22 protein-coding genes are annotated in these 26,299 nt (G+C 60.9%); 11 read left to right on the forward strand and 11 right to left on the reverse strand.

Translation table 11 applies throughout. The annotated features are described in order from the left end of the window. Positions 1–198 precede the first annotated feature (198 nt). Complete coding sequence (locus tag ASU23_RS02520; protein ID WP_058037110.1) at positions 199–996, forward strand: type IV toxin-antitoxin system AbiEi family antitoxin domain-containing protein; 798 nt, start codon at positions 199–201, stop codon at positions 994–996. Next, positions 996–1,910: a nucleotidyl transferase AbiEii/AbiGii toxin family protein gene (locus ASU23_RS02525; RefSeq protein WP_058037111.1), complete on the forward strand. Its 915-nt coding sequence runs from the start codon at positions 996–998 to the stop codon at positions 1,908–1,910. The genes ASU23_RS02520 and ASU23_RS02525 overlap by 1 nt, the downstream gene beginning before the upstream one ends. A 2-nt stretch (positions 1,911–1,912) precedes the next feature. On the opposite strand, the gene ASU23_RS02530 is transcribed toward ASU23_RS02525, so the two are convergent. Both ASU23_RS02530 and ASU23_RS02535 read right to left on the reverse strand, forming a co-directional pair. Beyond that, the gene (locus ASU23_RS02530) at positions 1,913–4,270 is read right to left on the reverse strand and encodes an FtsK/SpoIIIE domain-containing protein (protein ID WP_253741145.1); all 2,358 of its coding nucleotides are present in this window, start codon (positions 4,268–4,270) and stop codon (positions 1,913–1,915) included. Positions 4,271–5,060: 790 nt separating this feature from the next. Further along, entirely contained in the window at positions 5,061–5,483 is a 423-nt protein-coding gene (locus tag ASU23_RS02535; protein ID WP_253741146.1) for a hypothetical protein, read from the reverse strand. Between the two features lie 523 nt (positions 5,484–6,006). Between ASU23_RS02535 and ASU23_RS02545 the strand changes: the two genes are divergently transcribed. Continuing rightward, positions 6,007–6,426: an SMI1/KNR4 family protein gene (locus ASU23_RS02545; protein WP_058037115.1), complete on the forward strand. Its 420-nt coding sequence runs from the start codon at positions 6,007–6,009 to the stop codon at positions 6,424–6,426. A 177-nt stretch (positions 6,427–6,603) separates the two neighbouring features. Here ASU23_RS02545 and ASU23_RS02550 read toward each other — a convergent pair whose 3' ends face one another. The 8 genes from ASU23_RS02550 to ASU23_RS02585 form a co-directional block, all read right to left on the reverse strand. Continuing rightward, complete coding sequence (locus ASU23_RS02550; protein WP_058037116.1) at positions 6,604–7,284, reverse strand: hypothetical protein; 681 nt, start codon at positions 7,282–7,284, stop codon at positions 6,604–6,606. A gap of 11 nt (positions 7,285–7,295) precedes the next feature. Then, positions 7,296–9,011, reverse strand: coding sequence for a peptidoglycan DD-metalloendopeptidase family protein (locus ASU23_RS02555; protein WP_058037117.1), 1,716 nt, complete (start codon positions 9,009–9,011; stop codon positions 7,296–7,298). Next, complete coding sequence (locus tag ASU23_RS02560) at positions 9,011–11,359, reverse strand: hypothetical protein (protein WP_058037118.1); 2,349 nt, start codon at positions 11,357–11,359, stop codon at positions 9,011–9,013. Before ASU23_RS02560 ends, ASU23_RS02555 begins: the two co-directional genes overlap by 1 nt. Next, positions 11,356–13,851, reverse strand: coding sequence for an ATP-binding protein (locus ASU23_RS02565; protein ID WP_253741148.1), 2,496 nt, complete (start codon positions 13,849–13,851; stop codon positions 11,356–11,358). Before ASU23_RS02565 ends, ASU23_RS02560 begins: the two co-directional genes overlap by 4 nt. Before the next feature lie 37 nt (positions 13,852–13,888). Further along, positions 13,889–14,494, reverse strand: coding sequence for a hypothetical protein (locus tag ASU23_RS02570; protein WP_058037120.1), 606 nt, complete (start codon positions 14,492–14,494; stop codon positions 13,889–13,891). Positions 14,495–14,633: 139 nt separating this feature from the next. Beyond that, complete coding sequence (locus ASU23_RS02575) at positions 14,634–14,954, reverse strand: hypothetical protein (protein ID WP_058037121.1); 321 nt, start codon at positions 14,952–14,954, stop codon at positions 14,634–14,636. Positions 14,955–14,980: 26 nt separating this feature from the next. Continuing rightward, positions 14,981–16,174 (reverse strand): conjugal transfer protein, encoded by a 1,194-nt coding sequence (locus ASU23_RS02580; RefSeq protein ID WP_058037122.1) that lies wholly within the window; start codon positions 16,172–16,174, stop codon positions 14,981–14,983. Continuing rightward, entirely contained in the window at positions 16,171–16,425 is a 255-nt protein-coding gene (locus ASU23_RS02585; RefSeq protein ID WP_011331715.1) for a hypothetical protein, read from the reverse strand. Before ASU23_RS02585 ends, ASU23_RS02580 begins: the two co-directional genes overlap by 4 nt. 339 nt (positions 16,426–16,764) lie before the next feature. Between ASU23_RS02585 and ASU23_RS02590 the strand changes: the two genes are divergently transcribed. From ASU23_RS02590 to ASU23_RS34645, 5 genes are all read left to right on the forward strand, one after another. Beyond that, positions 16,765–17,604: a sigma-70 family RNA polymerase sigma factor gene (locus ASU23_RS02590; RefSeq protein WP_172826992.1), complete on the forward strand. Its 840-nt coding sequence runs from the start codon at positions 16,765–16,767 to the stop codon at positions 17,602–17,604. Beyond that, on the forward strand, positions 17,604–17,861 hold the full coding sequence (locus ASU23_RS02595; RefSeq protein ID WP_058037124.1) for a hypothetical protein: 258 nt from the start codon (positions 17,604–17,606) through the stop codon (positions 17,859–17,861). Before ASU23_RS02590 ends, ASU23_RS02595 begins: the two co-directional genes overlap by 1 nt. 23 nt (positions 17,862–17,884) lie before the next feature. Further along, positions 17,885–19,885 carry a cutinase family protein gene (locus ASU23_RS02600; protein WP_058037125.1) on the forward strand — a complete coding sequence of 667 codons (2,001 nt, stop codon included), beginning with the start codon at positions 17,885–17,887 and terminating at the stop codon, positions 19,883–19,885. Between the two features lie 143 nt (positions 19,886–20,028). Next, entirely contained in the window at positions 20,029–20,694 is a 666-nt protein-coding gene (locus ASU23_RS02605) for a hypothetical protein (protein WP_058037126.1), read from the forward strand. Between the two features lie 77 nt (positions 20,695–20,771). Further along, complete coding sequence (locus ASU23_RS34645) at positions 20,772–21,293, forward strand: hypothetical protein (RefSeq protein WP_253741151.1); 522 nt, start codon at positions 20,772–20,774, stop codon at positions 21,291–21,293. A 261-nt stretch (positions 21,294–21,554) separates the two neighbouring features. Here ASU23_RS34645 and ASU23_RS02620 read toward each other — a convergent pair whose 3' ends face one another. Next, positions 21,555–21,854 carry a hypothetical protein gene (locus ASU23_RS02620; RefSeq protein WP_253741153.1) on the reverse strand — a complete coding sequence of 100 codons (300 nt, stop codon included), beginning with the start codon at positions 21,852–21,854 and terminating at the stop codon, positions 21,555–21,557. 822 nt (positions 21,855–22,676) lie between these two features. Between ASU23_RS02620 and ASU23_RS02630 the strand changes: the two genes are divergently transcribed. The 3 genes from ASU23_RS02630 to ASU23_RS02640 all read left to right on the forward strand — a co-directional run bounded on the left by ASU23_RS02630 (position 22,677) and on the right by ASU23_RS02640 (position 25,738). Beyond that, positions 22,677–23,351 carry a hypothetical protein gene (locus ASU23_RS02630; protein ID WP_058037130.1) on the forward strand — a complete coding sequence of 225 codons (675 nt, stop codon included), beginning with the start codon at positions 22,677–22,679 and terminating at the stop codon, positions 23,349–23,351. 684 nt (positions 23,352–24,035) lie between these two features. Then, positions 24,036–25,001, forward strand: a complete 966-nt coding sequence (locus tag ASU23_RS02635) for a ParA family protein (RefSeq protein WP_003942441.1) — start codon at positions 24,036–24,038, stop codon at positions 24,999–25,001. After that, on the forward strand, positions 24,998–25,738 hold the full coding sequence (locus ASU23_RS02640) for a hypothetical protein (RefSeq protein ID WP_058037131.1): 741 nt from the start codon (positions 24,998–25,000) through the stop codon (positions 25,736–25,738). Before ASU23_RS02635 ends, ASU23_RS02640 begins: the two co-directional genes overlap by 4 nt. Positions 25,739–26,299: the final 561 nt, after the last annotated feature.

Raw genomic sequence — 26,299 nt, forward strand, 5'->3', positions numbered from 1 at the left:
ATTGGGCTTCTACGAGTAGGAAGATCCGGTCGAGACGTCCTGTGTGACACGCGTCGGCAAACAAATTTCGGAACCTGGGCGGCGCACGTGACGGGCAGGTGATTGACACGCTTGCGGTCTTCGTCAGATGCGGGGAAGTTTCACTGAAACTCCACTTTGGATCGTCAATAATTACACCTAGAGTGATATTATTGGTGCATGAAAGGTGATGATCGCTTCCTCGCACTGGCTGACCTCGCCCAGGACCAGTGGGGCATGTTCACCTCAGCGCAGGCCGCAGAGTCGGGCGTAAGTGCGCAACACCTCAAGCGGTTGGCAGACCGATTCATCCTCACCCGCATCAGACATGGCGTGTACCGGCTGACAGGGACGCCGATTCACCCCACCGATCACGTGCGCGCCCAGTGGCTTGCACTCGACCCGACACGCTCGGCGACAGAGCGCATCGGCAGTGCCGATCCCCGCGGGGTCGCCTCTCATCGAACGGCTGCCGACTTGAGACAACTCGGCGACATCGATGCTGACATTGCAGAGTTCACCGTTCCGCGCCGGCGCAACACACGTAGCGACGGAGTCCGTTTCCACGTCGCCACGCTGGACCCCACACACTGGTCTCTACTCGACGGCCTGCCCGTCACGACGACAGCAAGGACGATCGTCGACCTCGCATCTTCTCGAACAGACGGTGGACACCTCGCTGGCGTGGTGTGGGATGCATTGCGCACCGATCAGGTCTCGCGGGGACAGTTGGAGTCCCAACTGCGCCCATTTGCGCACCTCTACGGCGCACCCCTCGGTGACGGAGCAGGATTGATCGCCGCCCTCATCGACGATGTCGCCGCCTCGGACCTGATGTCCACACCGACCGATACGAGAGCCTCTCGCCAGGAGGAAGCCGCTGACGAGGTCGGGCACGGTCCCGGCGTCCTGAATATTCTGCGTGATCCCGCCCTGCCCGCCGCACTTCGCGCGCTGCGTAAACAAGGAATCGTATAGTGGCACAACACTATCCGTCGGCAGCAGCATTTCACCGGGCACTGCTGGCACGCCTGGGAAGCCAGGCAAAGACATCCGGTCGCACGACTGAAGAACTTCAACGCGAGTACTTCACCCAGCGGTTCCTGGCGAGGGTGTTCTCGTCACCTGATTCGCGGTGGATCCTCACCGGAGGCGGTGGAATGCTCGTTCGCATCCCTGGGGCCCGTCACAGCCAAGACGTCGATCTGCTTCATCCCGGAACAGACATCATCGGTGCCGTCGACGAACTACGAGCTCTCAGCGTCCGCCCGGACCTGGACCGGTTCACTTTCGAGATCGAGGCGAAAGGATCACTGACCGGCGTCAGTCGGGGTGCTCAATTGAAAGCAACCGTTTATCTCGGCACTACGCGCGTAGGAAACTTTCCGATCGACATTGCGATCGAACGCACCTTGATCGGACCGGTGGAACGACTGCAGCCCCGCCCCGCCGTCGAGATCGCAGACGTCTCGACGCTGCCGGCCTTCACGGTCGTACCTATCGCTGACCAGATCGCTGACAAACTGTGCGCGATGTACGAACTTCACGGGCCTCAGCAGGTCACCCCCTCAACGCGATTCCGTGATCTCGTTGATCTGCTACTCATCATCACCTCATGCACGGTCGACGCCGAAGACACTGTGAACGCACTACGGGCCCAACAAACCCGCCGCGTGCTCACACTCCCCCACACGCTTGCATCTCCCGGGCCGAGCTGGGCCGCCGGCTATCGTGCACTCGCGTCGAAGACATCGTTGAAATCCGAGCTTCATACGCTCGACGACGCACTCGCCGAGCTCAGCCGTGCACTGTCTCCATTGCTGTCGGGGCGGAGATCCACAGGGACATGGGACCCCGCCGCGCGGCAGTGGGTGCCGGCCGAGCTCGACTGAGGTCACACCAGTTCAGGTACCTGAACAGGCTTGCGGATCGAGACGTAGGAACTGTCCGGAATCGCAAGATCGCCCACCTCGTCGGTGTCACTGCGCCAGGTCAACGAGAGCAACGAGTCTTCGATGATGTCGGGCTCGGGTTCGGTGTCGACAACGACCCACTCGTCGGTGTCCTCCATCAACAACAGATCACCCAGTGCCACGTCAGCGGCGCGAACATCCTGGACAGGTCCGTATTGGTCCTCGTGTTCGTCTCCACTGGCGAATGCATAGTCCGATTCCTCGCTTGGAGCCGCATCATCGACCGCCTCCTTGACGACGGTGAGTCTGGTTCGGGTCTGGTCGAGGTTCGACTGTTCTGTTCGGATTGCAGGATCGGCCAGTTTGTCGAGAAACGCCGCCGCAGCTGCGGGATCGTTTTTCGCGAGCGTCGGCCTGCGGTAGGTGTCGAGGTCGACGAAGTCCGCCATCGCTGGTCGCTTCGTCGGAGTTTCGGGCGCCCCCAACAGACCCAACAATGCGGTCGGCGATGCGATTCGGCGATCGGTATCGCGGTTCATCCGTGCTCGCTTGAGTACCGGGTCGAGGTCGGGTCGGTCACTGGCAAGGACCCAGTCAGCGGCGACGTAGTCGAAATAGGTCAGAGGAGCGGGTTCTGACGTTTCGTCGGAGGCGTCGATGTCCGGGAGAGATTCCGGAGGAACGATCAGCAACCGCGGGTGTCTGGTCACCGGTGGCCGGAGCCTGTCGAGGAGATCAGCGTCCGGAGTACCGTCACGGGTCTTTCGTGGATCCGGCACGCGGTAGCACTGGATTTCGAGCGGCTGATAGTTGTCGGTGACAGTGGTGCCTCGCCCGCGGCACTTGCGCGGAACGCTCGTGCCAATCGTCGGCGACTGCCACATCATGGTGGCCGCTTGAGGCGAGAGCCGTCCCATGGAGATGCGCATCGCGAAGTTGTCGCGCATGTCGCCGAGGAAGTAGATCGCGTCGGGACGCTGAGTACCGAAGACCAGATGCACTCGCGAGGTACGCGCTTTGCGTGCCATCGACGCCAGCATGGCGAGCACCGGTGGTTGTCTCGGGCCGCCTTTCGGTTTGACCGAGGTGTACCAGTCTTCGACATTGCCGCGGAATTCCGCCCACTCGTCGAGGAACACCAGCACCGGTTCGAAATCCGCTTCCGTTGCCTCGCCGGTGACGATCTTCTGGTAGCGGTACTCCATCAAGTCGCGTGCACGATGCACCATCGCGACTTGCTGCTCGATGGTCGTGGCGACCACTTGGACGTTGGGCCAGTCCTGGAAGCCGAGGAATTCGACATATTTTCCATCGAGCACCCAGATCGGCCATCCGCGGCGCGAGAAGTTGACCAACAGGTTGTGTGCCGTCACTGTCTTGCCGCTACCGGGAGGTCCGATCAGCATCAGATTCGGATCGATCGCGGGGCGCCACACCACCTCGTTGCCGTCTTCGTCGACCCCGTAGGGGATCTCCACCGAGTCGTAGCTGGCCAACAAATCGACATCCGGGTCGATGTCCGGGGCGGGCAACCAAACGCTGTCGGGGAACGCAGCACGTTGCTCGAACGTCACCTCGTCCGTGTGATGGTTCCACTTTGCACGCCAGCGTCCGGGGAACATCGCATTGATCGCGCGTTCGACACGAGTGCGATAGCCATCAGACACGAGCTTCGATCCGATTTCGTGCCGCACCATCATGGAGGTGACTTCACCGGTCTTGGTATCGACATCAATCGCAGTCACTGTTGCGGTCGGTCCCAGCAGTTGCCCGACATAGCGTTTTGCACGCGCCACCGCTTCACTGTCGGAGGGCTCTCGTTCCGGCTCCGCTGCGGGCGTGAAAATCAACCGCCGACGGTTGGGATCGTGCTCGGCGAGTGCAAAGAACCCCCACCCCTGGTCTTCGAAAACCTCGCAAATGTCGTCGAACCATGTGTCGTCGTTCAGCGGCTGCGCCGACGTGTAATACACGGTGAGTTTTCCCGGCACGCCCGGAGTCCCTCCGCTCCACTTCGATACCGACAACACCGCCCGCGTCGCTTCCGGGATGCCCATGACGGGGCAGAGTCGTTCGATTACTTCGTCGACCTCGACATCGCGCAGTTGTTTTTTCTTCCCCGCGACTCCGGCGTACACCGCGCCTATCGACAGTCCTGCGGCCGCCGGAACTGACAAGGCGGCATACCCGAACAGCGGCGCCCCGGCGCCGACACCCACTGCCGCGCTTCCGAGGCAGAAGCTGTCGCGAACCCAAGTCCGCGACCGCGCCGGCAGTGAACTTATGCGAGGGGTACGAGCGAATCTGGCGGGAGCCTTTTCCTGCGCAGGACTCGTCATCGCCGACCCCCGATCACCCGACGGCAATCGAATCCGGTCTGCATCTGCATGGCGCTCCTCCTGTGGTCGGCCAACCGCGCGCACGCGCAGTTGCCTCGAATGGTTCTTCTACTCACAGGAAGATCCCGCCAACCCGAGCTGAGTGACATCGCGGCCGAAGAAATCTCTCTCCACTTTCACTCAAGCCGGAACAGCTACGTGTAAATCCGACACCGCCCCGCATCAGATACACCACGAGTGAGATGTTCATGGGAGGCATCCCATGGCACTCCCACGGCAACTCCCCTTCGCGGAACTCGTAGAACAACTCGCGCTCACATCAATCGCGAAATGACACCGTCACCCCTTGACACGTGGGTTACGCTCCGAACAGCGCAACGAAGTGAGCATGGATCGGAGCGCCCCCCCGCGTAGGGGATAAATTCTCTCCCCGGCAACTACACCGATTCGCGCTGTTCAGCAGGTTGCGGGGCTCCAGAACGAAGATCCGAGCCGTCCATCTATCCCACGCCTCAGCCAACAGACAATCTGAAAAGAACCTTCTCCCATGGGCGTCCCAAGCCCGTCCCCTTAGCCAATCAACGGCCACGCACCTGTTGTTCAACAGCCTGCGATGTGTCCGGCCGCGAGCCGTTTCGCGCGAGTCTCACCCACACAAGTTCGAGCAGATTCCCACATCGCAAGTTTCGGCACACAAGTTGGGGAACGTCCTCGCCGGTCCTGCAAATGCCTTTCGACCCTGACCCAGGGCGACGGGTCGCGCCTAGGGTTCCCGGGCAATGGCTTCAGGTCAGGTCCGCTTGCGGCTCGCGATCTCGTCGGAGAGCTGCTGAACGTGGGCGGCGTCCGCGTCCCGGGCAAGGGCGACGTAGTGGTCCATGACAGCCGGCCGGTAGCGCACGGGCAACGTCTGTCCTGGGGCGAGTCGTGTCAGCTCGGTGATCGTGAGGTCTTCGTCTGCGATACCGCGGAACAAGATGCCGTCGGAGGTCTCCACGTCGAACATCAGGACCACGCGTGGATTGCTGTTGACCTCCCGCCAGTCGACGAGAACGCCGAGCGCAAGCACCCCCCTCCGCAGTTCCGCATTGCGCTTGCGTGCATCACTGCTCATGAGCGGGTTCGGGGCGACGCCCGGAAAGTCGGGCCCGACGCCGAGCGATTCCCGACTCAGGTCAGGCCTGAGCTTCGACATCACATCGTCGAGCGTCATCTTTGAATCGTTGCGCTTCTTCTTCCAACCGAACATCCTGACCCCTCCATCACAGCGGCGCCGGAATCTCGGCCTGGAGCTTCGGCGCTCGGTGCGATCGTAACGGCCGGCATTGCCCGAATCAGACAGATGACCGACGCAAAAACATGCAGATGCCGACTCGTTGGATCCAGCGCGGCGATCTGCGGTGGTCTCCAGGTGGCGGGGTTCGACGCTGATGTTCGGATCCGAGCACTGGCCGTTATTGCCAACGATCATTCGAGCTGGTCAACGTACATTGCTGGCGAGATCCTGCAATCCGAAAGTCGTCATGAGCTCGACCTCGCGGAGATCGCGTGGTCGAGCTGTGGCAACAACACCGGGGCGAACGGATCGAGCAGTGATTTCCTCTCCGGATCGCAGCCAGAGCGTTAGTGCGGGAGGGGAGCCAGCATTACCCGCGCGGATTTGAAGCGATCCAGCAGCTGCCCCGTCAGTTTGAGATGCCGGGCCTAGTGTCCTGCGCCGGTAGTAAGTTTCCGATATGGCTCTCGGAAACGAGTTGGTCGCTCGCATCGAGCGGACCGTGGACTTCTACGGTCCCGGCCGTCCGATTCCGGCAGACGAGCTTCACACGCGATTGCATGCACTCGACATCATCCCGGACAAAGACTTCACCGAGTTCGTGGGACGTTGGGGCGGATGCTTCGTGGGCGTGTCAGTGCACGCATGGGACAACGCCGAGCTTATCGGTCGTGAGACATGCATCGAGCTGACCATGGGGGCGCGTGACGCATACGGCGCCCTCATCGACGGGGTGGTGTTCGCTGACGACGGGTCGGGGAATCCGATCTGGATCGCTGCCGACGGAAGCGTGTGCTTGGTCGACCATGACAACGGAAACACAGTTGTTCGACTGGCTGCCAGTTTCCGCACGCTGTTGGAGGAGAACGTCGACGAGTGACTCACGAAGGCATCCGCGCGATTCCGGCTGCCCTTGTCGCCCTCGCGGGCTGCATGTCCGCGGTGGTCGCCCCACAACGACCGGACCTGTCACCGAGATGATCGAAGGCGTTGCGGGCGTCGTGGCTGGGGCCGGCCTACGGATACACGCATGTCGCCCCCTCGACGGGGCACTAGTTCATCGGACGGCTACTGCGCTTACACGCCAGACGCCGATTTTGACGGCACTCATGTAGACAGCGAAGGTGTTTTTGCTCAGTTCTTTTCCATCAGGTCCGGTGGCAGTTTGTGTCACTGCGAGCACACGGGAAACTTTGGCGGGTTGATCAGCAGGGTGTTCGTCGCCGGCAATGCTCGCTGTGGCAATGACGATCGCGTGGTCGTCTGCCCAGTTCTGCCATTGCTTACCGGTGATCGGTGCAAGCGCAATGAATGAGTCGGCATTCGCGGCGTAGTACCTCTCGTCGAGAAGTGGCGCCGCCCGTTGAGCTGCCGCGGATTGGTTTACGTCCTTGCCTGGCGCGTAAGAGAGCATGGTGCGAGCGGCGGCGAGCATGACCGATTCTGCATCGTTCTCGTTGGCTCCGGCCAGTGTGTCGGGGAGCGCTGGAGGCGGAGTGGTGGTCAGGGCTGGAGGGGCGGTCGGCGGCGACGGAACTGTCGTCGGCGCCGAGCCGGACTGGCTACCCTCAGCGAAGACGTCTGTCGATGGGAGTGGGGGCACCGTCCACGAGGTGTCGGCCTCGGCACTCGTTTCCACCGGATGATCTTCGGGTTCGTCGCTTCCTCCGCACGCTGTCAGTACCAACGCGGCAGATGTGAGAGCAGCAAGCGCGAGCGAGCGATTGCGAGTAATCATGGTGAAGGTTCCTATCCGAATCGTTTGACGTACATCTCTTCGCCGGCCCAGCCGGAGAGCGGCATGATCGAGACGCTTTTCCCCGATTCCGGGGCGTTGAGCAACATGTCCTGACCGTTTTCGGTGCCGTAGAAAATGCCGACGTGATGGGTGTCGCCGCCTGCGCCGAAGTAGATCAGGTCACCTGGACGCTTCTGGTCGAACGGAATGTCTTGGCCTCGGGAGTCGTACAGCTGGCCGGGGTTGGAATGACTTCCGGTGAAGTGAGGGAGCAAAATTTGGCCACCGGAGGCTTGGTAAACCGCGTACAACGTCAAGCCTGAGCAGTCGAAGCCGACCTTGTTCGAATCGCCGTTCGCATCTCCTGCCCCGCCACCATCACTGATGCCTTTCGTTGGACCGTTCTGATCTCCGCCTCCCCACGCGTACGTTGTTCCGATCCATTGGGAGGCCGCAGCGATCACGTTCGCTCCGAACGGCCCACCCGGCTTGAACTGAGGTCCACCGGGGTTCGAGGTCCCAGGCGCGCAGGCGCCGCCGTCGATGATCGTTGTTGCGGCGCCACCCTTGACGATGTCTGCCAGCTCCTGCGGCGTCAGGTCTTTGCCTGAACCTTTGAACTGCGAAGCTAGTTGCCGAGCGAGCGTTTCGTCGTCGGCGTATGCCTCCGGGTGAGCCGATCCCTGCACGGTTTGGGCGGCGACGGTGACTGGCATGGATTGCCAGCCCGAAACTTTGAGCAACGCGTCAAAGAATTTGACGTTCGCCGTTACGGGGTTCATCAGCTCTTCCGCGGTGCCCCAGATGCCGACTTGTTGTTGGTATTGATTGACCGAGAGGTGATCGCTTCCGACGCCGTCGTGGGGATATTGCAGCGACTCGGGCACGTTGGAGCTGGCGAGCATTCGGTAAGTCGATTCCTGGCTCATGGTGGCCAAGGCAACTACGATTCCTTGATCAGGAACGCCCATGGACTCGCCTATGGCGACAGCTTGTTTCGCCAGCGCCGTTTGGCTTGCGTTGAGACCGCCCGTGCCGGCGGGGGTGGATTTCGCCACCAACTCTGCATCGGGCTGCGTTGGGGCGGAGGCTGCTGCAGGGGAGGCGGTTCCTCGTTGCTTGAGCCAGGGAACCGGGTCGACTCCACCGCCCATCGACCATTGTCCTGGGTAGATACCGAAGTGCAGGTGCGGGCCGCTGGATTGTCCTTCGCTGCCGACTTTGCCGATGAGTTGGCCTGCGGTGACCTTGTCGCCGGCTTTGACGAGCACTCCTGCTGCGGTCATGTGCCCGTAGAGAGATTCGACGGTCTGCCCGTCGATGGTGTGCCGGATGCGGATCCAGTGTCCGTAGCCCGAGGCCGGTCCAGCGACGACGACTTCACCGTCTCCTGCAGCGTAGAAGGGGGTATCCAGCGGGGCCGCGTAATCTTGTCCGTCATGCATTCCGCCTTCTCGCATGCCGAACGGCGAGCTGATCGTGTACGTACCTTCGGCCATCGGAACTGCCAGAGATCCGGGTTTCAGACCTACCAACGATCCGTCTGCACGAATGTCGGTACCGGTCGGCTGACCGCAGGTGGTGTCCTCACCGGTGAGGGACAAGATGACGAGAATCGGCGCCATCAGCACGACCATGCACACGATCGGCACGGAGATGAGGATCCACCACCACTTCTTCGACGAACTTCCCGAATCGGGGGACGGTGGTGCGGCGAGGAGCGTCATCAGCGAGGCCGCCGGGTCAGCGAGCTCGGCTGCGGGGTCCTCGCGTTACCCGCTCCTGCTTGAGCTGCCGCCGCCATCAGTCCGGCAGTTCTGGAGCCGGATCCGGTGGGAATGTTGACGGCGGGAACAACTGGAGCGGCGGGCGGACGTGCCGGCGCGGCGGTTGGCTTCGGCGCCTTCGGGGCGCGGGTGGGAGTGGTGGGCAACAGCAGCGGCGCACCGGAATCGGTGGTGAATTCGCGGAAGGCCCGACCGTCTGGTGCAACAGTTTTCGATGCTGAACTGCGAACTTGTCCACGCTCCGGAGCAAGACCCGACGGCGCCGTGCCAATCGACTTCTTGATGCCCGGTTTGTCTGCGACAGCCGATTTCGAAAGTCGACTGCGCACCGCGGCCGCCGCGCTATCCGCACCGGTTCCACGGCTCGGTGAGCTCGTAGAGGACCGTGAACCCGAGGACTGTGAACGGGCCATCGTGGCCGGGTCGGAGAGATTGTCGATCGACTTCTTGGCCTTCTTCGCTCCGGAGACTGCTTTCGTGCCCGCCCAGACTGCGGCAGCGACGCCTCCCGTTACCGCAGTCGACGTCGCGGTGCCAGCTACTGAGCCAACGGCCTTGGTTGATGTGGTCGCTTTCTTCGCGATCTTGCCTGCGCCCTGGACCGCGGCCTTGCCGCCACGGTAGATCTGCCGGCCCTGCGCAGCCATCAACGCGATATCTCGACCCGACGTAGGGGTAGATCTGGTGATGGATGTCGGTGCGGCATCGGGTCGCTTCGCCAAAATCGACGCCAGACTGTCCGACATCCGTTGCAGACCCTTGATCGCGCGACGGAAGAGGAGGAGTGCGACGATCAGGAAGATGTCGACGAAGAAGACGGTGCGGATGAGATTCGATTCGTCTGAAGCGAAAAGGTCTTGGACGACGAGCACGTATCCGACCAGGAAAACTATGGAAAACATCATCTGCAGCAGCGACATCGCGACGTTGGCGATCGTGCGCCAAAACTGTCCACGCATCGACGGTGCGATGGCAACGACGATGCCAGGGATGGATTTGATGGCGTTGCCGATCGAAACCCCTGCAGCGAGAACCAACCTGCCCGCCAGGTAGATCGCGAAGAGCATCAGCAGGGTGCCGGCGAAGATCAAGAAGAGCAGACCCATCGCTTGACCAGGGCCAGGATTGTCGGCGTATTGCTTCATCGGACCGTCATCGCCATCACACGCCGCGATCGCGTCTTTGATGCGATCTTCAGGCTTGTCATCCGGATTGAGCAGATCCAGGGCCGCCCCCGCGCCGGGAAGAATGTCACCAACCTTCTCTTGCACCTTGTCCATGACCCCGGGCCCGTCCGGGGTCGCGGCGTAAGCCTCGTCGAATTCCTTGACGCACTTGCCGTTGTTGTCCGGCGCATCAAGCACGACCCCGAAGTTGATCAGCTGAGTGGGCTGGCGCAGGAAGGTATCTACGAGGGTCGATTTGATGGTGTCGATCTGCTGATCGGCGTTGCCGCTGGTATTTCCACCGTTCGCCAGTCCCGACGCGACTTCGAGTCCGGCATCGCGTGCAGCGAAGACCAGGCCGTCGTTACCGACGACCCGGTCGAGGGGGTTGGCGAGAAATCCGACGGCCGCGGCCGCGATGACACACGACATGAGCAGTTCGTAGATGCCCGTGGAGAAGCGCCCGCGTACGAACCACACGGCCACGCTGAATCCGGCGATGGTCAACATCAGTGGGGTGAGCGCGAATTGGTCGGTGATCGAGGTGACGGAGTCTGCGATGGTGCGGACCGGCGTGAGAATCATTTCGATCCAGTCGAAGGACAACGCGTAAGTGATGAACCAGATCGCCGTCGCCATCATGAATCGGAAGACCTCGTATTCGAGGGTGATGATGTACGCCCAGATCATTCTCCAGCCGCCGCCCATTGAGGCGTTGCCCTTGTCGATCGAGAGGAAGTAGCTCCAGGCGTCGATTCCGTGCGTGTCCTTGAGCGCCATCCATGCGAAGAACGGTGATGCACCTCCTCCTCCGCTGGGGTCCGCAGCCGCGGGCGTAGCGAAAATCAGCAAAAGTGCACCAAGAGCGTGCCATCCCGCGGCCACCCGAATGAGCAGGCGGCTCCACCAGCGTGACCACAGCCAGCGAGAGATCGGTTTGCTCACGTACATGATGACGACCAACCAGGATTCGGGAATCCACGCTTGGGCGATCCGGCTGGCGGAGTGCAGGAGCCAACGCAGTGAGTGTGTGACCGCGGCGCGGACGCTGAAGTACTCGCGGGCTTCGGGACTGCCCTCGACAGCGTCCTGGTCGAGGGGGTGCGCCGCGGTCGAGGTCATGCCTTCACCAGCTTCTTGTTGTCTTTCGGGGTGGTCAGCGCGGCTTCACGGCGCGATTCGGTGGCGGGGAGAAGAGTTTTGATGCGGCCGACGTTTCCGCTGCCGTCTCGCATGTAGCCCTCGCCTCGGCGGTGCGGCTCGACGTAGCCGTCTTTTCCCGTGACCGGCGCTGTCTGCTCCGTGAGCTCTTTGACCAGGTCTTGGTTCTCTGGGTCCAGGCCCAGCCACTCGATCGCGCGCTTGGCGAGGCCTTCGTCGGTGTGGCGATGAACAAATCGGGTTTTGATGAGGCCGCGAAGTTTCGGTGTCCCGAACGCGCAGTCCTGATCACCTAATCCCACTGCTGCAGAGGACTTTCGGCCTTGAAGTACGAAATCTTCGACGATGTCGATACCGTCGTCGGCGTTGAGAAGGTGATGAGCTTCGTCGACGAGGAACAGCGCCATCTGGTCGGCGTCGGCGAAGCACTGACCGCGGGCGATCTTCGCGATGAGTGTGTAGACGGCGTGACCGAATCGCTTCTCGAGCGGCAGATTGTCGTACAGGTGCTGCTTCTCTGTCTGCAGCTGGGTGGGGAGCTCCACGCGGTGGGTGCGGAAGATGATCGCCGGCGCGGTGATCGGCAATGCCGGAAGGTCTTTCGCGAAGAGCGCTGCGGCATAGGTCAACCGGGCGTAGACGTTCATCTCCTCGCCGAGGTCGTAGGCACCGTCGATCAGGCAGTCGGCGGAGAGGAGGTGCTCGGTGAGCTCGCCAAGCCCTGCGTAGGGGTGCTTCGCGCGATAGGACGGTTCGAGCACCTTGGCCAGCGCCTTGCCGTGCGTTGATGTCGGCTGGATTCGCAGCAACGCCAGCATCACCGATTGCGTCATCTCCGCCGCGATGTTGGGCGGGAAGATCCGCAGTGGGTCGGTGCTGTAATCGGGCTCGACCAGATCAACGATGACCGCATCCGTGACCGCCCGAGCCCAGTTGGCGTATTCACCGAGGTCACTTTGATCGATACCGATGACCTGGCCGCCGCAGTCGACGACGTGACCGGCAATCACCTTCATGGTGACGGACTTTCCGGATCCGAGCTCCCCGGTGACAGCCCACGAAGAGGACTGGTCGCGGAGGGACTTACCGAGTATGTCGTTGTGTACCGCACCGATCCGGGCTGCCGTGATGTTCAGTGCGAGCAGAGGTCCGGAACTGTCGCCCAGATCGTTGCGAGTGAACGGCATGTAGGCAGCAAAATGTGTCGAGGTGGTGATGTGCCCGAATTCGCGCACGATCTTCGACGAGGGAACGCCTGGAATCATCGCCCACCACAAGTCCTCTTGAAATCCGAGCGGCGCGACCAGCTTGTAGTCCTGATGTTCAAAGGACTTCTTCACTGTTTGGGCTTCAGCGAGGGCCTGCTCTTCGGTGGGCGCGCCTACGGCAAAAAGCGCTGTCCAGGCAACTTCGACCTCGTCACGGTTGGTTTCGAGAAGCGAGCTGTACTCGGTCAGTGCAGAGGCTGCGATATCGAGGGCGCCCTGTCCGCCTGCCAGCTCGCCTTCCCGCTGCTCGTACTGTTCTTTGAGGTTTTCCAGCGCACGCTTGTTCGCACGCATCACGTCAGTGCCTGCTGTCACCTTGAGGCGAGCAACGAAATCGACGTCGATGTCTCCGAAGTCATCCGCCAGGGAAAAGAATTCCGAGCCGGGAAAGAGGACACCACCGGAGGGCATATCCGCTAGCGCGAGAATCACCTGGTACGACGCCGGCCGATCATCGATGTCGTAGGGCTGGTCGACCTTGAGAACTCGACTGAATGTGGGAACCTTCGGACGCCACCAAGTCGTGGGCGCATCGCGATCTGATTGCGCGCCTTCGTCGAGTCGTGCTGGGGCGAGCGCCGCTCCCGATTTCGGGGAAGGCGTGGACGCGGCGCCAGGCATGTCTCGATCGACATGGAGGCCGCGGGTCATGGAGTGCTGCCAGAGCCAAACCATCTGTGCTGGTGTTGCCGGTCGAGCTTCGAAGACTGCGGGGATATCGGCGACGATGAGATCCGCTTGGCGAATACGCGCCCGGACCTCGTCTTCGGGGACGGAGGTTCGAGGGAGTCCGATGAAGTCCGACAGCGACGTCCATGCGGCGTGCGTGGCGGCTTTTGCCTGTCCTGCGAGTCCGGTCGTTGTCAGGGGGATGCTCAGATAGAACACTCGTTGGCCGGGGCGATAGAGCTCGATGGAGTCGAGGGTCGCTTCGCATTCGATCGCCCAGTCTGTGTGGACGTCGAGATCAACCCCTTCGGTCATTCTCGCCACGACCGCTTCCGCACTCAGCGACGACGCGATGCCCATCAACATCGATTCGCCGGGCAGTGCGCGCACGAGCATCGTGTGCAGAGTCCGGGCGGTGCGCTTGTCGACGTTGGGTCGGTAGCCGTAGTCCATTCCGCTCAGTACGTAGTCGGCCCACACGACACCGGATTTCGTCCACCGGATATTTGCTGCCATCGACAGAGTTGGCTGTTCCATTGCGGCGGATCGCTTTCTACTCGGGGTTTCCGGCGTTGGCCAGCGCAAGGAGTTCCTTGACGCTTGATCGGCCGGGGCGCGGGGCGGGGTCGTTAGGTGAGAGGGCGGGCAGTTCCTGAGGTCGCGACCGAGTGCCGACAGCGTTGTGTGCGACCGGTACAGATTCAGAAGGGAATTCGGGTTCCACAGCAGCGACGAGTTGGTCCTCGATGCGCGGATCGGCAGTGATGTAGCCGCCGGCGTGAACAAGGTGCGGTGCTCGGATATTCACGCGTTTGCCGTTGATCTTCAGCTTGGCCTCAGGCGGCGCGAAGACGGACTTTTTGACCCCTTGAGCGACAGATGCTGGGCTTCGGCCGGCCAATCGGAGTTTGCCGACGACGAACACCGTGCCGCCGCAGCATGCGACGAAAAATCCGACGTTCCACGTGATGTTGTCGCCGAGCCACAACGGGTGCAGGAGCCACAGGATTGCTCCGACGGCGGCGCCACTGACTGCTTGCGGGACTGTGTAGGGGCCGAAAGGGAGCTTCTTACCGTCGGGTGTGCGGCCGATCAGCTGAGGGATTTTCCGAGCTGTTGTGAAGTCTTTGATGACTTCGACATTGTTGTCGTCGTTCATGCGGGCACCGACTCGCGTGAGGAGTTCTGTCGGTGTGCTCGTGTGGTCGCGTCCGTTGCCGCGGTGGTTACCTCGGACATCTGCAGTCCTCCTTGTCAGGGTCGGTGAAGGGCGATCCGAATGGGCGCGCGGTCGCCGTTTACACGGGCAGATCCAGACCCGGGTCCGGCGCTTCTACGACCTGCACGACAGAGATGGCCAGGTCCTCTCCGGTTCGGTCTTTGAGGGAGTCCATGTTGAAGACGACCCAGAGCGCTGCAGCCCCGACGAGAGCGGAGACGACCAGCCGGGCGATCGTGAAGGACTGGATCAAGTTCCGGAGAAGGAAGAACAGGACCAGGCAGCTGGCGGCGGATTGGAGGGCGACCTTTCCATTGGTGGTCAGCTCTCCGATCTTTTCGAAGACGCCGGCGGCAAGGATCGCGGTGTTGGGGTCAGCGGCGGCGAGTGCGAGGGACATGATGGGTCACCTTTCGGTTCGAGGGGTCAGTTTCCTGAAGGGGAAAACAGTGGGACTTCGCCGACAGCTGGAAGCGACAATCCGGGAGTTTGGCTTGGCGCGGGAGCCTGAGTCGGCGCTACGGATGTCGATGCGGAAGTCGACGGAGCGTTCTTCGGAGTCGACGGGGTCGGGGCGCTCGTGGTCGACGAATTGACGTCGCGGCGAGGGGCAGTAGTGGCAAAGAGCGGCGTTGAGTCGATGGCGCTGACTTCCCAGCGACCGCCGCGGGAAGTCATCGTCAGCGCGTACTGACCGTTGACAGATTCGGCGTCGGTGATCTTCAAAGATGCAGTGATCAACAAGCGCACGACGTCGCCATCTGAACGCGGTGCAGCCGAGTTCGACGCACTGAGATCGACCGAGGAGAGCACATCGGTGAGTGCGATGCTGCGGTATGGCGCCGGGACGATCGGTGCGATGGAGACCCCCGGCGTCAGGTAGCGAGCAACCTCGCCGTTGCCTGTCAGAAGTGCGGCGAGGAACTGGTTGGCCGAGGTTCCGATCGGGTGATTCGCGACTCGGAACTTATATCCGAGTTGAAGGTCTACAGCTGTCGACGGCTGCGCAACTTCGGAAGGAAGTGTGGCGGCGCGCGCACCGGATTCGGTCACAACAACAGGAACTTGGAAGTAGCGCCGAACGATTGTTGCGGAGGCATCGTTGGCGGGGCGTACCGAGACCGATACCGTCACGGCGTAGGTTCGTGCGTTGCGATCGAAGGCAATTGATGCGATGGCGGGGTCCGTCGCAACGTAGAGCGCAGATGCCGGAAGATTCGGTGGCGTGGCAACGAACCGTTCGATCTCACGCTCGTTTCCTCGGCTGCCTTGAAGCCACGTCACGACCAGTTGACGGGCTACATCTTCGGCTTGGGCTTGTGCTGCGGTGTCAATGCTTTGTGCTTCGTTGTCAGTTGCTTTGACGACTGCCGGAGTTGACGACGAGCCGAATACGACGAGCAGCAGTGAGACAATTCCTGCGACGAGAGCGGCGATGATCGCACCGCGAATTGCGCGTGTAGTCCACTGCTGACGAAGGCCCCACTGAACTCGCTCTGCGCGGACACGCTCCTCTACTTCATCGACGATCGTCTCGGCGGAATCGGCGGTTGCGGAACCATCCTGCTTCCGTTTCGGAGTGCGCCCGAAGTTGTTGATCTTCTTCCAATCAATGTTCATCGGATACCTGCCTCGGACGGCTGCTCTGACGAGTCGAGTTCTGATTCGCCGTCCGAGATGTCGGCGCTCATTGCCCGTGCAAGCGCTGCACGAGCGGCCGGCGCCTCTGCGAATACCAACAACGAGAGCGCGGCGCTGGCATCTTCGTCGAATGGGTTTCGTGTGAGAGCCGCAGCGACTCGACGGATCTCCTCAGCAATGGCATGGGCGTAGCCGAGATCGTGCAGTAGCGCTTGCATCGAGTCGTGCATCCGGTCCTCCTGGCGACTGGCGAGTGTGAAAGCCGCACCGATTTTGTGGGCTTCTACTTGTAGGAAGATCCGGGCGCGAAGACCTGAGTGACAGAGCTCGCCGAACTTTTTCAAAGTTTTTTCCGAGCGCGGTCAGTTGCTTGTTGCCAGAGGTTCAAACGTGCACGTCGATGCCTTCGATGCACGCGCATCTACTCACGGCAAAGCTCGCGGCAACAACATCTCCGGCAACAACAAACACTCCCCTGACAACAACAAACATGCAGGTCAGAGGCAATATAGGGCTGCTCTACTGGGCGCGAGACCAACCTCGCACGCGCACAGAGGAGACCCGTGGAAATGTCCACCCACGCAGCAACCGCCCCCAGCCATTCGTCGTCCGCCTTGCCGTCCCATGTCGCGGCTCGAGGCGACCTTTACAGCCGTCTGAACACCGAATGGATGCAGCTGTGCGCACGACCCTCAGCAGCGGCAGAGGTGCTCACATGGTCGGTCAATCAGCCGGCCTTGAATCAGGTTCAGGAACTCAACGACTTGGCCGGCGCCCATCGTCTCGATCGCGACGCCGTACTGCTGGCACTGTTGACCCTCCACCAGGAGGGCAGCGTTCTCGCGGGGCGAGCGCTATTGCAGCTGATGCTCGGGAAGTTGATCTCGTTGACCCGTCACGCGCGGGTGGCCGGTTTCGATTCCTACCACGCTTACGACGAGCGTGCGGCCACCACAATCGCCACTTTCATGTCATTGATAGCCGAGTATCGCCCGTCCGGAGAGAACATTTATGCAGCTCTCTTTTTGCGGACTTTGAAGAAGATCGCACACGAGAACACCTTTGCCGGTGAGATCCCCGCGTCGGATCTGATGGATCGTTCCGATGCTCCTGAGGCGGAAACCGAGAACCCATTTCTCGCCCAGGACTTGCTCGCTTGGGCTGTACGGAACGGAGTCATCAACGGCACCGACCGAGCTTTGATTCAGCGCGCATATCTCGACCAGACCGACACCGATCTGACATCGATCGCGGCTGAGATCGGCATGACCTCGGCCGCACTTCGTCAGCGGCTCTATCGCGCTGTGTCGAAGATTCGGAACAGCGTAGGAACTTCGAATCAGACGTCCGATCATGCGCGCTTCGCCCGTGCATCGCGCAGCGCCCGGCCGATCGAGCAGGCTTTGTGATGACTCGAACTCTCGACGCAGTTTCGTTGCTGGTGTGCTTCCTGATCGCTGGCTTCGTGATGAAGGAATCGTCCCTTCTTTTTGAGACTGCTGGAAGTTTCGACGCTGCGCTACGTATCCCTTCCGTGAGTCATCCCGAACTTTTGGGACAGCTGATGTCGCTCGCTCACCGCGCCGTCCTCACGGTCGTCGACCTTCTGCCGAACACCGTGACCGCACATTCGGGCAGCGGTTTTTCCACTTTCCCCTCGCTGTAATTGATGACGAAAAGAGATCTGTCATGACGACCATCGCTTCCCCATCTACCGACTACCGACGCGCCCGTTCGGTGGGTTCGGCAACCCTTCTTACAGCAGCCGTGGCGTCAACTCTGCTCACGATCTCAACGCCGGGGACCGCTCATGCCGCACCGGCTTCTGCAGGCTGCCCCACTGCGGAGGTGGTCATGATGACGGGGACGTTCGAGACAGATTCGGGAGCAGATTCTTCGGTGGCGACGGGCCTTCTCAAGCAAGTGACTGATCCGCTTGTTCAGCAGTTCGGAAACTCCCTCAAAGTCACTTACCCTGCCTACGAAGCATCCGCGTTCAACAAGGGCAAGACTTACGGAACGAGTAAGGCCACCGGAATAGAGGCTGCCGCGAGAGTCATGCAGACCCGGGCAGCGGAGTGCCCTAGTACTGTTTTCGCTCTCGGTGGTTACAGCCAAGGGGCGGATGTCGCGGGCGATCTGACGTGGCTGATCGGGCACGACAAGGGTCCGATTCCCGCGGAGAAGCTGAACGCGGTCGGCTTGGTTGCCGATCCCCGACAGAGTCCGAGCGAGGACAACACTCTCGTCGGTCCACCTGTCGACGGAGTCGGTATTGCGGGGGCGCGGCCAGGCGGATTCGGAAAGACCGCCTCGGTAACGCGGTCGTACTGCGCACCCGACGACCTGTACTGCTCGACGAACAGCAACAAGGACGGGTTACTTGCCGGTCTCGGCCGAGTACTTTCACAGCCCCCTACTGCATCCGGTCCACAGCAGAGTGATGGCTCTCAGCCCAACACAGCGGCCCTGCAGAACGCCCTGGTTTCGGACTACTCGAAGGTTGATCTCCCGGGCCTTGCCGGCAACGTCGACGCTCTGCAGAAGCAGCTCCAGTCTGGATCTCCCGACCTCGCCAGCGTGAGCGCAGCGGCATCCGATATTGCAAACACTCTGGTCCCTGTAGCGGATACGACCAAGTGGGTGACTCAGAATCCCGCCGTCGAACAATCACTCAAGTCAGCGGACGCATCGACGCCCGAGTTCGCGGCCGGCAAGATCGTCGAGACGGTCAAGGGTATCGATGTGGCCGGCGCATTGAAGGCCGCCGATTCGATAACGAAGGCAGTCCAGGGAGCCACAGGCGCGGCGCAGGTGCCGCAGTTGCAGGCTTCCGTCGATGCTCTCGCCAATCAGGTTTCACCTTTGACTTCCACCCCAGCGGATGGGCTCTCCGTTGCCGCGAACGCGCTCTCGATCATCAAGCCGAGTGTCCTCATCGATCAGGTCACCCACATCGGGACGAATGCCTTCGCATTGGCCAACAACATTCCAGCTGTCGCCGACATCTTCACGACTCGGATCCCGCAGATCGTTCTCGATCCCGCGCTCGATCCCATGGCGAAGGTCAAGGCGGTGCACGCCGAGTTCGACCAAATCAATGTTCTCTTCGAACCACTCGTCAAGCTCGCTGCAGGACTGGACTACAAGACCGCAGCATCACTCATCGCGATGATCCCCGACCCGTCCGGTACCGCTCAGATCGTGTCGATGATCGTCGGACTCGTAGGCAACCTCGATATCATCGGTTTGGCCAACTCCGCCGGCGAACTGCAGAAGCAGCTCTGGCACGCGATCGAAACTGGCGATGTCATCGGAGCCGGTCTGGGTGCACTCCCCCATATCCTCGACTTCGCGAAGATCGCGGTAGGCACACTCGGGGGTGGACAGAAGACTGATCCGGCCAAACTCGGAGCAGCGTCCGCATCGTCAGCGACCGGCCAGCAGCTAACTCAGCAGTCCCAGACAGGGGACCTTGGTGGGCTCGCCTCGAATCTCACCGCGCTGGCAGGTTCTGACGGCGCCGATGCACTGGCACAGATCGGGACCGAGGGACTGAAGTTCGCTTCGTTCATCGGTTCCGGAGCTCACCAGAGCTACGGAGAAATGGTCATCGACTCCGCTGGAACGACCGCCCTCCAGGATCTGACCAACCACTTCCGCGACGCGATTGCGAAAGTGACCGCCTGACTCCCCTGACCTCATCTCTGCACAGTCAAGCAGTCAAACAATGAACCGCACGGCCAGGGAAGGGTCTCACCGTCCAACGGTGGGGCCCTTTTCGCTTTCCCATTTTCTACATATCCACTCGTCGACGTGCGAGAGAATTAGGGATGAGCAGACCGAGTGACGACGTTCGCCTGTTGACGATCTCAAACACTGTTTCGGATCGCCTCAAGTCACTCCCCGCAGACTATGAGGCCGCTTCAGCACTGATTGCCTCAGCTGCCTTTCAAGTGGGGTTCACTCGCATAGCTGCGGGACTGGCGCAAGAGATTGCTGGCCCCAAGGGTGACACGTACATCCATGAACGCTTCGCACCCGAGCAATTCGATGTCCTACAACTAGCCCCGATCGATTTTGCCTCGCGCACGGCCCTGACTTGCCTCGATCTTTGCGCAGCTGCTGCGTATCGACTGCGACGAGCAGGGCGGTTCGATTGCCATGGCGAGTCTGACCTGGAACACCTGAGGGAGGCGATCAGGAAGAACGGTGTGCAGCTCCACGAAGGCCAGGAACGGTGGCGCCAGGCCTTAATGGGCGATAACAAGTTCAGACTCCTCAAACTGGTGCGGGACCAAGTCACTCATCGAGCGCTGGAGAGACACACCACTATTGGCGAGGGCCCGCCGAAAACAACAATCACGATCGAGGGCAAGCCATACGACGGGACGGTCGCTACTCTTTTCGCCGACTTCGCGGAGTCCCAGTATCAGGCATTCACCACCGCAGTCCTCGCCGATTATCCTGATCGTCGGTCCCCTACAAAGAACAACTGACTTCGACACTTCAGATCGACAATGCCGCATCGGCAAGGATCGCAATCCAGTCCATGCCGGCAGCTACCCTCCACGCCATGGCACCTCCTTCACCGTTCGGCAACAGCGGTCGCGATCTGTTTGTTGTTCACGTCAATACCGCAGCGACCGACAACGGCGAGCGCCCGGTACGGGAAATTGCGGCAATAGACACAGGCAGCGGGCGATCGTGGGAGATCTCTCTGGCTAGTGGAGACGCCTTGGTCGACGACGCGGCGGCCCTCACGCTCGCAACGCTGGCCCGCAGCATTGAGGGACATATCGCGGGCGGCTTCCATCCGGAGGAGCACACAGGGCTACTCAGGCACCTGTTCTCACAACTGGATCTGTTCCCAAAATGGCACCAGAACTCTGATATACGGCAGCTGACAGCCGGCGCATTGGGAATCCCACCTACCCATATGCCCACCACTGAACAGACCTGCAATCTATGGGGTGTTTCTGTACGGGCGCGCGGAAGCGCCGTCCAAATGGCTGAAGCGGCGGCAGCGCGCTTTGACGCGCTTGCCTACTTTTCTGCCGGCGACCGACTCCGCATGGTCGATATCCAACTGAATTGAGCCAGCTATGCCAAACCGAATGTCGAGACTGAAACTGCCTGCGGGACTGAACCTGTTCTTGCGGCGGCTGCGCTGGCGCCACGTCGCGTTCCTGTGGCTCGTCGCAGCCCTTCTACTGACTTGGATCAACAGGGAGGTGGAGACAGGGACAGTGACGCATTGGGTACTCGCCGTCCCTGTCGCCTTTTCCCCCGTGCTTGTTCTTTTCCTTTGGGTACTCGCAAACAAGAAGCGCTGAAGGCGCCCTCGTCACTCCCCTCGTCATATTGCGGGCTCGTCGTCTTTGAAGAAGTATCCGCTCAGCGCCGCCGCGATCAGATGCGAGCGGGATTTTGCGCCCAGTTCCGCCACAAGGTGGTCAATCACGTCGAAGTCGGCATGAAATAGTCGGTAAGTTACCTGCGTCTCACTATCGTCACGTGACGTTTTGGCGCGAATGCCGCGGGCTGCGAATAATCCCCCACCGATTCGACCGCCAGGGTAGAGCAGTTCCGGCAGTCGATCATGAGTCTCCTCGATCGCGACGATGAAGATCTGACCGTTCGTCATCCCCGTGCTCACCCGCATCTCCTCGAGCTTCGCATGGCACCTTGCCGGCACCCGAACACTTGACGACTTCCCTCCCCCATCCAGGTCAGAGGAACGGTCGATTGACTCCCGATCTTGCTGGCTTCCAGCAGGTTCAGTCTCGGCGGGGCGCTCCACATGCGCGGGTACTTCCGACCCTTGTTCAATTTCGTCGTTGTGACCCTCGATGTACGCGGAAGCGATGCTCTCGACCGATCGGGCCGCGGCCGAACGGAAGGTCCCGGCGAGTGGTCGGTGCCCGCCAGCCGACTGAGACGGGCCTTGGTTATGCGTGCTACTCACGTCAATCTCCGATACTGAACAGGGAACGAGACACGCTCGCTCAAAACCTAAAGTGATCTTGCTGAGAGTTATACAGCCCTCCCTGGACAGCTCGGGTGCGACGAGACACCTCACCCAAGACCCGCGAATCTTGCACCCAAGTCATATCCACAGCCGTTAGAGAAACCTATCGGATCATTTCGATACGACCAAGACGTAAGCACCTAATTGCCTACATATGCGGAAGTGACAAGCTTGATTTCATCACGCGGCCATATGCATGGCGTCCCACAAGCATCCCACTCTCATATCAATTTCAATTCTACTGGCGTATTATGCGGCATTGGGACGCCCTTGGGACGATCTCGAAAGCGAGTGGCAATGTTTGCGAAGCCGCTTGGCTGGTATGTCGGTATGACCGGCATGCGATTGTCGGAATGCCTTCAAGTTCCAAACAAGGCGATAAGCATGATTCGTCGGGACGCAATTAGTACTACTGATGACACACCACCGGTGTGGTGTCATCATTGTTCTATGACCGTTCCCGGCAGCGAGATGGGCCTCAAGCTCAACTCGGCATGGATCGACGATCTCCGCTGGCACCGCGACCAATACAGGCAGTCTCGATTTCAATGGACGAGCAGCGACGCCCTGTTGGCTGCGACCGAGTTCACTCGCGGACGCCAAAGCTTCACCACCCTGTCTGAACTGCGCGAACTAAGCCAAGCGCGACGCTCAGCCGCCGCATACGCCACAGTGTGCCAACGGGCATTCGGCGAGGCCGCCAGACATGCGCGCAGAGGCCTCGAAACGACCACATCCTGGTCCGCAGTTGCTCGCGAACTGGACACAACTGTGGTCACCTGCTCGGCGAGTTCCCACTTTTCGATCTGGTCGCAGGCGCACGAACGCACAAATCCCCAGGTAGCCCGGGTGCAAAAGATCGTCGACGGGCTCTATTTCTCTAATCCCCTCATCCGCGCGTGGGAGCTCAAGCAGCTCTGGGACCTATATGCGGCTGCCGAGGACATCCTCGAAGACACTTTGGTCGATCTAGCCGTCGAACTCGACGGATTTCGCAGGGCTGACGACATCGCTCAGGCCGCAGATGTCCGCACCGTCGCAGGCCTCGGACATCGCATCAAGGCGCAGCGTGCACAGCGTGGCGCCATCGGCGATCCACGACGAACCCCACATCAGCACAGCTAAACAGCTATTTCACGCACACCTTCACGCAAAGCAAGCCATGTTGAATCACGCAGAGTGAGTAGTGAGTCCGGGGCTCTAGAATTCTGATCACGCACCCGGTCACCCTCGCCTACAAGCAGTCGGATCCGTACGCCAATTGGCAACTGATTCCGCCTGCGGCACAGCATGTAGACCCGCACCACATGCCGTACGAGAACCCTAAGTGCCACCCCGCACGCAAGCCCATCCTTCTGCACGCACATCATCCTGCGAGCGGTCACGCAAAACATCACGGATGCACACCCGCCCATCAAACCGCTGAGCATTCCGCACCTGATCATGCGGGGACTCACGCATAGAACCACGTTGCATCTCCCGTATCACCGCAGGCAGTCCAACACGCAGAAGACCACGTTTTCTTACACGCCATTTGGTCCGCGTGTGTTCACGCATTATTACCCGCATTTCTTCACGCATAATCTACCGCAGTGACTCACGCAGTAACTCACGCGCGTTCACATACGTGTTCACCTGCAGTTACATCGGCATGCAAACACGCGGCATTGCACGCGGTGCCGCATGCCGACCCACATGCCTGAACACATACGGCCCCACACGCGTGGCATACCGCGAGTTGTCCAGGACCCCTGCTAACTTTCCTTACAGACCACTCGTCAGAAACCAACGTCCATTGGGAGAACCACCATGTCTGTAGATGCCGTTCCAACGACACCCACTCATCAGCAACTGCCTGCCTGCTTCGGATTCTTCAACGGCAAAGGGGGAGTGGGCAAGACCTCACTCTGCGCGAACACCGGAGGCTTACTCGCTGCCGGCGGCTACCGGGTTCTCTTGCTTGACTTCGACCCCCAGGCCAACTTGTGCCGCGACCTCGGGTTCGTGAAGGAGGACGGCGTGCCCTTGTTCTCAGCCCTCTTGAGCGGGTCGGCACCGCCGATCATCCAAAACGTCGGTGGTCGCGAGAATCTCGACATCGTTCCAGGCGGCCCGGCAATGTTCGACCTTGCCGCAGTCATGGTGTCCAGGCAGCAACGCCAGGGAGGCAAACGACTAGGACAGCTTCTACTGGCCATGTTGCTGCAAGTGGCCGCAGACTACGACGTCATTATCTTCGATACCCCTCCGACGGATCTCACGATCATCGAAGCAGTGATGGAAGTAGTCCACGCTGTGGTCATTCCAATCCGCGCAGATGATGCCAGCCTCGACGGCATGGAAACGATCGCCGGCCAGTTCTCGGCAGCACGAGACGGAGATCCGGAACGAAACCTTCCTGCCGTGAACCCCCAGCTCCAACTTGGCGGGATCTGCCTCTTCGGCGTCAGCTCACGCGCAACCAAACTTGACGCAACGATTCGGGAAGCAGTCGAGGAGATGATCGGCGATTCGGCCCCGACTTTCGAATCTCGGATCCGCACGATGGAAACCACCGCCTTCGACGCGCGACGCCAGGGACTTCTGGTGCATGAGCTCGAGGAACGATCGGCCGGGGAAACCGCATCACGGATCGCAGCGCTGAGGAAAGGCACGAAACCGAAGGATCTGATGCTCTCGCGAAACGCCTCTGGCCTGGCCGAGGACTACTCGAACCTCACCCGCGAGATCCTCGTACGGATGTCGACCATCACCGCTGAGAGGGCTTCGGCATGAGTGAAAATAGGGTCCGCAACCGCAAGAGCATTGCCAAGTCTTTCGCCCCGAAGCCCAACCGAGCAGAGGGACTCGCTGGTCTCTTGCCCCCGGCCGGCGGGCTGCAGCCTCGCCGCGCCGCGAGCCCACAGACACCGGACACGGCTCAACCCGAGATCGACTCCACAGCTCCTCAACCGCCGGCTCCCAAACGAGTCACCGACGCCCCTCAACCCGCCGTCTCGGCGTCTGAATCTCCAGTGCGGGTGCAGCCGATGGAACCCGAAGCTGTCACCGCTCCAGTCGCACCACCCCACGCGACTCCTGTTGTAGTCGAACCTGCACCGGCAGTCACCGAAGCGCCGCCAGCCCAGACTCTGGAAGAAGGAAATCCGCCGGCTGCAGATACCTCGAAGGTGACTGTCACGGCCTACCTGGATCGCAGCACTCGCGACGCCTTGGTGAATCGTGCGGCCGAACGGCGATGCGATCACGCCGATGTTGCCATCGAGGCATTCGACGCAGTAGGCATCGAACGACTGCGAGCCCTCTTTCAACCCGTAGCAAGCAGATCGTCCTCAGGGATTCCGGTCCATCAAGAACCGTTCACGGTCAAGGGGCCCGTCGAGACCTGGTTCCGATTCACCACCGCTCAACGTGACTGGCTTGACGAGCAAGTGAAGGTCGTCAGTTCCAAATCGCGCAGCCGATTGCTCGCGGGCGTCTTGTCGCTGCACCTGCGGTCGCCCGCACAGTAGTGATGAACGGCCTCCGAGGAGCAAAAAGTAAGCCTCGGAGGCCGTCTCTGCTGTCAGGCCCACATGAACGGCAGCGGAGGCGGCATCGAATCGCAAGGCTTTCGTAGCCTCGAAACGGATCGTAGATCTGGGCGAGCGCAACGGCAGATTCGTGTCTTTGAAGGCGCTCCCCACCCCGCTCCCCACCCCGCTCCCCACCTATGTGGGGAGCGGTTTTTACCGTCTGAACTGCTGTTTTTTTCCACTCCCCCCACTCCCCACCAACTTCGCAGATAGGTCACACGTAGTAGTGGGGAAGTGCATGCCTCGCTAGCCTGACTCCGCTCCGACTCAGCCCGTCCAGGTCTCGCGACATGATGCGCACGAAGATTTGTTGACCCCATCTGTCACACGGCGAGGGGCACGCGGATCTTCCTCTAATCAGAGGCATTCATTGCGAGGGTTGTCAATGGCCACGAAGTTCTCCCCGTAGGCGGCCAGTAGTTCTCCCCGCTGGTGGCCACGGGTTCTCCCCGGTGGCGGCCAGTTGTTTTTCCCCACCCGCTTTCTGATTTGGGTTAG

It is taken from the genome of Rhodococcus sp. KB6, assembly GCF_001445685.1.
Lineage (GTDB): Bacteria > Actinomycetota > Actinomycetes > Mycobacteriales > Mycobacteriaceae > Rhodococcus_F > Rhodococcus_F qingshengii.